Genomic DNA, 8,351 nt, shown 5'->3' with positions numbered 1-8,351 from the left:
CCAATTTTAGATTCCTATTTTATTTTAAAACCAATTTCTGCTTCCACCATTACATCTCCTCCCGGAAAATTATCAGCCAACTCCTTATCCAACATTTTCAGTTGGATGTCGAATGCCTGTTTTCTTGTAATATCAGGAAGCTCTCTTGAGAGAAGATCTGTTTGTGAAAAACTATGCCTGGCTTTCAGTATTGCACTCGCCAATTCTTCAGTTTTGTCAAAAGCGGGTTTTAGAGTATTTCTGGCGGCCTGGTCAGTGCAATTCCCTTCTCAGAATTTATAACCAAAAACTATAACCGAAATCTTTTAATATTCGGACTATTTGAGCGCATACAGATGGTAGAGCCGGGCATTGGTAGGATAAAAGATGAACTATGCCTGACTGGAAAACCCAAACTTGAATTTCTTTTGGATAGGTTGTTTACTGTGGTGTTTAAGTGGAGGGTTGGGACAGAGTTGGGTGTAAGTGAACAGAAAATAATGAAGTTGTTAGCTCATGATCCAGAGATAACAATCACCTCAATGTCAAAAAAGATCGGAATTAGCACCACAGCAATAGAAAACAATGGAAGATTACGGATTCATAGTAACTGATAAAATCAACTAAATTTATTCTAAATTCAGGTTTCGGTAGTTTATTGGCATCTTATATGTGGCACAAAACGACAGGAATTTTCGGGATTGAAACGCAATATGGAATTTGCTAAGGAATAATTGATTACTGTTTCACATTTTACGTACAGAAAAAACAGTTTAAGACAAGTAGGGATAAACAATAAACGTCTAACAGAGTACGTAATTAAAAGATTTAAAAAGGAATACTAAATGAAAAAAATCATACCCTTCATTATTGCCATTACCCTAGCCACTACATCTTGTAACAATAATGAGGCAGCAACAAAAGCTGGTGTAGCCAGTGCTTTACAAGTGGAAGCTTATAGAGTAATAGCACAGCCTTTTTCCAATGAGTTGCTCACTACAGCCCAATTAATGGCTGAAGAGCAAGTTGAATTAATGGCACCAATGGCAGGTCAGGTATTAACTATTTATTTTAAAGAAGGCGAAAAAGTGGCGAAAGGACAAAAGTTAATTCGTCTGGATGATAGGAGTTGGAAAGCACAGCTTGTTGGAGTGAATGCTGAACTAGATGCTGCACAAAAAGATTATGACAGAAAAAAGGAGTTGTTGTCTGTTGAAGGAAGTAGTCAGGAAGAGGTGGACAATGCCCTGTCTCAAATAGAAATACTCAAATCTCAATTACAACAATTGCAAATTAATATCAGCTTGGCCAACGTTTCTGCTCCGTTTTCCGGACAACTAGGCATGAGAGACTTTAGCGAAGGGGCTTTTTTAAAACAAGGCGATTTAATTACTACTCTTTCAGCAAACAAGCAACTCAAAGTAGATTTCAACTTAGCCCAAACCCATTCCAAAAGCATAGAAATTGGAAAGACTGTTTTGGTATTGGTAGGACAAGATACACTAGAAGCAAAAATTTATGCCGTTAATCCAGTAGTAGATGTTCAAACCAGAACTATTAATGTGCGGGCACTATTAGAGCGAAAAGAAAATAACTCAATAATGCCCGGTGCTTTTGCTGAAGTATTGATTACAACCAACTTGATTGATGATGCCTTATTGATCCCTACACAAGCTGTTGTTCCTTCTATTGCAGAACAAACCGTATATGTATATAAAAACGGAAAAGCTGTTAGAAAAGTAGTCGTCATTGGCGACAGAACTGCTGACAAGGTGCATATTGTATCGGGTATTTTTGACGGAGACACAGTTTTAACAACTGGATTATTGGCTGTTAAAGATGGAATGGATTTGGAAATCCAGTCAATTAAATAATTGTAGCAAATGACTTTATCAGAAATAAGTATAAAAAGACCTGTTTTAGCTACAGTATTTGCTATTGTCATCGTATTATTCGGTGCTGTTGGTTATTCCTCACTCAGTGTTAGGGAATATCCAAGTGTTGACCCACCGGTAGTTACTGTTGAAACCAATTATGTAGGAGCCAATGCCGAAATTATTGAGTCTCAGATTACCGAACCTTTAGAAGAACAAATCAATAGTATTGATGGAGTTAAAACTTTAACGTCAAACAGTACAGATGGCAGAAGTACCATTACGGTTGAGTTTTTACCTCAAATAGATTTGAACAATGCTGCTAATGATGTACGTGACAAAGTATCAAAGGCAATAAAATCTTTGCCACCGGATGCTGACCCACCAACAGTAAATAAGGCTGATGCAAACGCTGAAACCATATTATCCATTACAGTTCAGAGTGATAAAAGAGGATTGTTGGAACTGACTCAAATTGGCAACAATATTTTTAAAGAGCGATTGCAAACGATTTCCGGAGTGAGTAGTATTCGTATTTGGGGAGAAAAAAAATATGCCATGCGTTTAGAATTAGATCCTACAAAAATGCGTGAGCTAAAAATCACTCCTATCGATATACAAACCGCACTAAATATACAAAACGTGGAATTACCTTCTGGATTAGTTGAAGGAACAGAAACAGAATTAACCGTTCGTACCATTGGTCGATTATATACTCCGGAAGAATTTGAAAATTTAATTATTCGAGAAGAAAACAACACGCTAATTCGCTTAAAGGATATAGGAACAGCCCATTTAGGAGCAGAAGCAGAGAGAACAATATTAAGAGGAAACGGTATAATACCAATGGTTGGGATTGCCTTACAACCACAGCCTGGCTCCAATTATATTGACATCATTGATGAGGCCTTTAGAAGAATAGAACTAATGAAAAAGGATTTACCGGAAGACATTCAATTGAATGTAGCACTGGATAAAACTGTTTCCATTCGCAAAGCCATCAGTGAAGTAAAAACAACTATTTTGTTAGCCTTTATACTCGTGCTGATGGTTATTTTCTTCTTTTTAAGAAACTGGCGAACAACCCTCATCCCTATCGTTTTAATCCCCATCGCATTGATAGGAAGCTTTGGTATATTGTATGCAGCAGGTTTTTCAATCAACATTTTATCCCTTTTAGGATTGGTATTGGCCACAGGCTTGGTGGTAGATGATGCCATTGTTGTCATGGAAAACATTTACAACAAAGTAGAAAACGGAATGCACCCAATGAAAGCTGCTTTTGAAGGCTCAAGAGAAGTGTTTTTTGCTGTTTTAGCGACATCTATCACTTTGGTTTGTGTGTTTTTGCCCATCTTCTTTATGCCGGGTTTGACAGGCCAATTGTTTCAGGAATTTGCAATGGTTGTAGTAGGAGCTATTGTTATTTCTACTTTTATCACCTTATCATTAACGCCAATGATGAGCTCCAGAATGTTGAAGAAAAGTAGGAGAGAAAACGCTTTGATGCGTGTTTTTGGTAGAATTGTCAACTTATCTATTGAAGGTTATACCCGTTCTTTAAAAAGCTTCATGGATAAAAGATGGCTGGCATTCCCTATCTTTTTCTTAATGTTAGGAAGCATATTTTTGGTGGGCAATGAATTAAAATCGGAGCTTGCCCCTTTAGAAGATAAGAGCCAGTTAAGAATACTTTCTACTGCACCGGAAGGAACTTCTTATGAAGCGATGGATAATTATGCATTAGAATTAATGCAAATGATGGATACTGTTACTGAAAAGACTTTTTTATTAGGAGTAACTGCGCCAACCTTTAGGGCTTCTACAGCTGTAAACTCATCCTATATCAGAATAACCCTGTCTGAACCAGGCAAAAGAGAGAAATCGCAAGATGATTTGGCCAACGAAATTACACAGAGATTAAACGCTTTGACTTTTGCCAAATCGTATGTAGTCCAGGAACAAACAATAAAAACAGGAGGAGGAAGCAGTAGTAGTTTACCTGTGCAATTTGTATTGCAAGCTCCGGATTTAGAACGCTTAAAAGCAGTGCTTCCCATATTTATGGATAGCGTACAAAACAGCCCTGTCTTTTCTGTTTCTCAGGTAGATTTGAAATTCAACAAACCCGAAATAACGGTATCCATCAACCGAAACAAAGCATTGCTAATGGGGGTTAGCATTGATGATATTGCCCAAACACTGCAAACATTTTTAAGCGAGCAACGATTGGGATATTTTATGAAAGACGGCAAACAATACTATGTGATCGTAGAAGCAAAAAAAGACAGAAAAAATGAACCATTGGACTTAAACAACATTGCTGTCCGCAATAAAAACAACGAAATGGTAACACTTGAAAACCTGATTGACATTGGTTTTCAAAGTCGTCCCCCATCATTACTTAGATACAACAGATATACATCCGCAACCGTGCAGGCTGCTATGACACCCGGCTACACCATTGGCGATGGAATCGATGAAATGAGGGCAATAGCAGCATCCGTTTTAGACGAATCGTTTAGCACCGAACTCACAGGAAGTGCTTCTGATTTTGCAGAAAGCTCGAACAGCACACTGCTCATTTTTATTTTCGCATTGATTTTGGTTTACTTAACGCTGGCTGCTCAGTTTGAAAGTTTCAAAGATCCGTTAACCATTATGATTACAGTACCTCTGGCTTTGGCAGGAGCCATTATTACACTTTGGGCTTTTGATCAAACCCTGAATATTTTCAGTCAAATTGGAATGATAGTACTAATTGGGATTGTTACTAAAAATGGGATTTTAATAGTAGAATTTGCCAACCAAAAAAGAGATGCAGGTATGTCGTTAAAGGAAGCCGCTTTTCAAGCAGCATCACAACGGTTCAGGCCAATTTTAATGACCAGTTTATCTACTGTTTTAGGAGCATTGCCCATCGCATTGGCGTTGGGAGATTCTTCGACCAGTAGAATCCCTATGGGGCTGTCCATTATTGGAGGACTGTTGCTTTCTTTAATTCTTACGCTCTACGTAATACCAGCATTATACTCATACATCGCAAGTAAGGAGAACAAAATAATAGATGAAGCGGATTTCAATTAATATAATAGCAATAATTACGGTTTTTACTGTGAACACTGGTTCGGCTCAATCTCTCGAAGAGATGATAAATACCGCATTGGTTAACAATTACCAAATCAGAATTGTAAAAAATGAAGCGCAAATTGCCACCAACAACAATGTAACAGGCAATACAGGAATATTGCCCACAGTTGATTTAAATGGAACTTATTCCAACTCCTTAAACAATACCAAACAAAAATTTGCTGACGGAACGATACGTCAGGGAAACAACGCTAAAAATACAAATCTTAATTTATCAGCTTTGGTGAATTGGACGGTTTTTAATGGGTTCTACGTTTACGCCAGACGCAATCAATTGGCTTATTTGGAGGAATTGGGTCAGCTCAACTCTAAGTTTTACATAGAACAGACCGTTTCTGATATTGTTACAGCTTATCATCAACTGATGTATGAGCAACAACTACTGAAAAATTATCAGCAGTCCCTGTCCATTTCATTATTCCGGTTGACGTTGGAGAAGAAACGAAAAGATGTTGGTGTAGGAAAAGCAATGGATTATGGTCAGGCATTGGTCGATTACCAAACAGATAGCATTCGATTATTGGCGCAACAAAACACGATACAAGCACTTAAAATTGACCTCAACTATGTTTTAAACAATGAGTTGGAAAAGGAAATTTCTATGGCAGACAATGAGTTTGAGATATTAGAGATTCCCACAAAAGAAGCCTTGCTACAACAAGTGGATGAAGCAAACAATCAATTGGCGCAACAGCGCCTACAAGAACTCATTGCCGAAACAGAATTGCGAATGATAAAAGCAAATCGCTATCCAAAAATTGATCTGTTTACGGGGTATCAATACTCAAAATCTACTGCTGCAGTGGGGTTTTCCAACTCCAATCAAAATTACGGACCAACCATAGGTGTCAGCATCAGTTTTAATTTGTACAACGGTGGTGCCATTAATCGTGAAATAAAAAATACTGAAATCGTTACTGAAAACACAACACTTACCAAACAACAGGTTAACCAACAAATTAATGCTGATGTGCTGAATTTTTATAATGAATTCAACTCTATTGGTACTCAAATAGCCTTGGCCAAAAGCAATGTAGAAGAAATGACCAAAGTGTATGAAACTGCCCGGGTGCAATTAAAAAAAGGGGCCATCAATGGGTATGATTTTAGATTGACTCAAACCAGCTTACTCAATAGCGAATTGACTTTGATGCAGCTACAATTTGCCCTAAAAGCCATTGAAATTAATTTGAATAGGCTTTCGGGTAATGTCTTGGCGTCTTATATGTAGTAGAAAATGATGGGGGTGTTTGGGGTTGCTTAGGAGTGATTTAGCGATCATCCATCGCGATTCAGTACCTATTATAATGAAATCTGGTTGATACTATTCCAATTCATAAAAACAAGGAAAAACACTTCTATCCTTATGAATAATGTCCTCATCGGTTAATTCATCAAAGCCACCAGAAGTATTCCTTAGAAAGCCACAATAACCAAAAAGCTCTAAATAGGACTCAGGTGTTCTATCCAATTCCAGCAAAGACTTCAATGATATTTCAACAGTCTCAATTTTGTGTTTAATCTTATCTATTTCATTAACGGAGTAAAAGAAACGGCCATAGTGAAAAGGTGCTACTGTAACTTGATTGCGGAAGTAACCAATCTCTAATCCGTCATACACTTCTTTTGAACAGGATACATATAGGTGCTCAATGTTCCATTCCATTGAACCTCGCACAGTTAATATCTCATCAAGTGTAAATTTTATTTCTTGGTTATGAATTATGTCATTTGGTTGGTCTACTACACCTACACAATAATCCTTATGGCGCTCTTTAAACTCAACCCAATATTCAGATTCATACACAGTATTGGTTTTGTCAATGAGTACATCAAGTCCTTCTTGCAATAATGAATATGGCAAATAATCCGTTCGTATTTTCATGCTTGGTAATTGTAGAACATTCACTTCTATTTTCCATATATATACAATGAAATAAGATCAATTCAGAGAAAAAGAAATTGTAAGAATTGTTCTATTCTTACAATTTCACATTTAATATTTTTGTTTCGAATTTTTTATAAACAAATTAGAATCGAACCCAAAATAAACTGCTATTTCTTACAATATTCTTGAATGGCGTCATAGGCATCTGTATCTCCCAGTTCTAGAGCTTTATATAAATCTAAACAACCACTTTCTTGTTGCTTTAAAAATATTTTTGATATACCCCTATAATAATATGCGTATTGAAATTTTGATAGAAGTTCAATGGTTTTAGTGCAATCAGTTATTGCTCCTCTGAAATCTTTTATGTAACCCTTTGCAACTCCTCTATGATAATAAGCCATACCTGACTGTGGATCAAGCTCAATGGCTTTACTGAAATCGATTATAGAACCTCTGTCATCTGATAGACCCATCTTAGCAATACCTCTATTAATGTAAGCATCTCCATACTTAGAATCAATTTTTATAGCATTGTTATAATCAATTATAGCACCTTTATAATCTTGCAGATAGTATTTCACAAGACCTCTATTGAGATAAGCATTTTTAAACTCAGGGTCAACCCCTAGAGCCATGTCATAATCAGCTGTAGCATCAATGTAATTTTTTAAGTTATATTTAGCAATACCTCTATTGAAATAAGCATCTCTAAACTTGGGATCAATCTCGATTGCTCTGCTATACTCAACTATTGCACTTTTGTAATCTTGGAGGTCAGACCTAATCGTTCCAATGTTAAAATATGCCCTCGCATCTTGAGGATCAATCTCGATTACTTTAGTGAAATCAGCTATCGCATTATTGTAATCTTGTAAATCATATTTTGCATTTCCTCTGTTTAAATAAGCATCACTGTACATTGAATCGATCTCGATTGCTTTACTGTAGTCAACAATAGCACCATTGTAGTCTTGTAGATCAGATTTGACCATTCCCATATTGAAATAAGCTTGCCAATGTTTGGGATTAATCTCTATAGCTTTATTGTGGTCAGCGATTGCTCCTTTATAATCTTGCAGCTTAGATTTAGCCGCTCCTCTATTATTGTAAGCTTTTCCATACATGGTATCAATCTCGATTGCTTTATTGTAGTCAGCTATTGCACCTTCGTAATTTTTTAAGTTGGATTTTTCCTTTCCTCTATCATAATACTCCTGAGCAGTTTGTGTGCATGAGTTTAATATCACACTAAGAATTAGAAATGCTGTCAGAATTTTATAACTCATTTATATATAGATTTTAAAAATGAAGTAGTTCAAGGAAAATTGAATATGATTATTATCTGTTAATTCTTCTTTTTAAACATCATGAAAAGTAATCCGATTAATCCTAAGACTAAAGTGAATATCCAAACGCCAGCATATCTTGCTGCATCAAATTTTAAAACACTACATGAT

The 8,351-nt window shown here is 36.4% G+C and carries 7 protein-coding genes; 4 read left to right on the top strand and 3 right to left on the bottom strand.

Annotated elements, in window-relative coordinates; all coding sequences use genetic code 11:
* Nucleotides 1-14: 14 nt before the first annotated feature.
* Complete coding sequence (locus tag AAOP42_RS14665) at nt 15-203, bottom strand: hypothetical protein (protein WP_349529290.1); 189 nt, start codon at nt 201-203, stop codon at nt 15-17.
* 132 nt (nt 204-335) lie between these two features.
* Here AAOP42_RS14665 and AAOP42_RS14660 point away from each other — a divergent pair, with 132 nt between their 5' ends.
* From AAOP42_RS14660 to AAOP42_RS14645, 4 genes are all read left to right on the top strand, one after another.
* The gene (locus tag AAOP42_RS14660) at nt 336-593 is read left to right on the top strand and encodes a hypothetical protein (protein WP_349529289.1); all 258 of its coding nucleotides are present in this window, start codon (nt 336-338) and stop codon (nt 591-593) included.
* 231 nt (nt 594-824) lie between these two features.
* Nucleotides 825-1,853, top strand: a complete 1,029-nt coding sequence (locus AAOP42_RS14655) for an efflux RND transporter periplasmic adaptor subunit (RefSeq protein WP_349529288.1) — start codon at nt 825-827, stop codon at nt 1,851-1,853.
* A 9-nt stretch (nt 1,854-1,862) separates the two neighbouring features.
* Nucleotides 1,863-4,940, top strand: coding sequence for an efflux RND transporter permease subunit (locus AAOP42_RS14650; protein ID WP_349529287.1), 3,078 nt, complete (start codon nt 1,863-1,865; stop codon nt 4,938-4,940).
* Complete coding sequence (locus AAOP42_RS14645; RefSeq protein ID WP_349529286.1) at nt 4,921-6,234, top strand: TolC family protein; 1,314 nt, start codon at nt 4,921-4,923, stop codon at nt 6,232-6,234. Before AAOP42_RS14650 ends, AAOP42_RS14645 begins: the two co-directional genes overlap by 20 nt.
* Nucleotides 6,235-6,327: 93 nt before the next feature.
* On the opposite strand, the gene AAOP42_RS14640 is transcribed toward AAOP42_RS14645, so the two are convergent.
* On the bottom strand, nt 6,328-6,888 hold the full coding sequence (locus AAOP42_RS14640) for a hypothetical protein (protein WP_349529285.1): 561 nt from the start codon (nt 6,886-6,888) through the stop codon (nt 6,328-6,330).
* A gap of 170 nt (nt 6,889-7,058) precedes the next feature.
* Nucleotides 7,059-8,180, bottom strand: coding sequence for a tetratricopeptide repeat protein (locus tag AAOP42_RS14635; RefSeq protein ID WP_349529284.1), 1,122 nt, complete (start codon nt 8,178-8,180; stop codon nt 7,059-7,061).
* Nucleotides 8,181-8,351 lie beyond the last annotated feature (171 nt).

Origin of the sequence: Reichenbachiella sp. MALMAid0571 (assembly GCF_040151475.1) — a bacterium.
Classification (GTDB): Bacteria; Bacteroidota; Bacteroidia; order Cytophagales; family Cyclobacteriaceae; genus CAXBNB01.
Note: the sequence above shows the minus strand (reverse complement) of the source record. Positions and strands in the feature narration are given on the sequence as shown.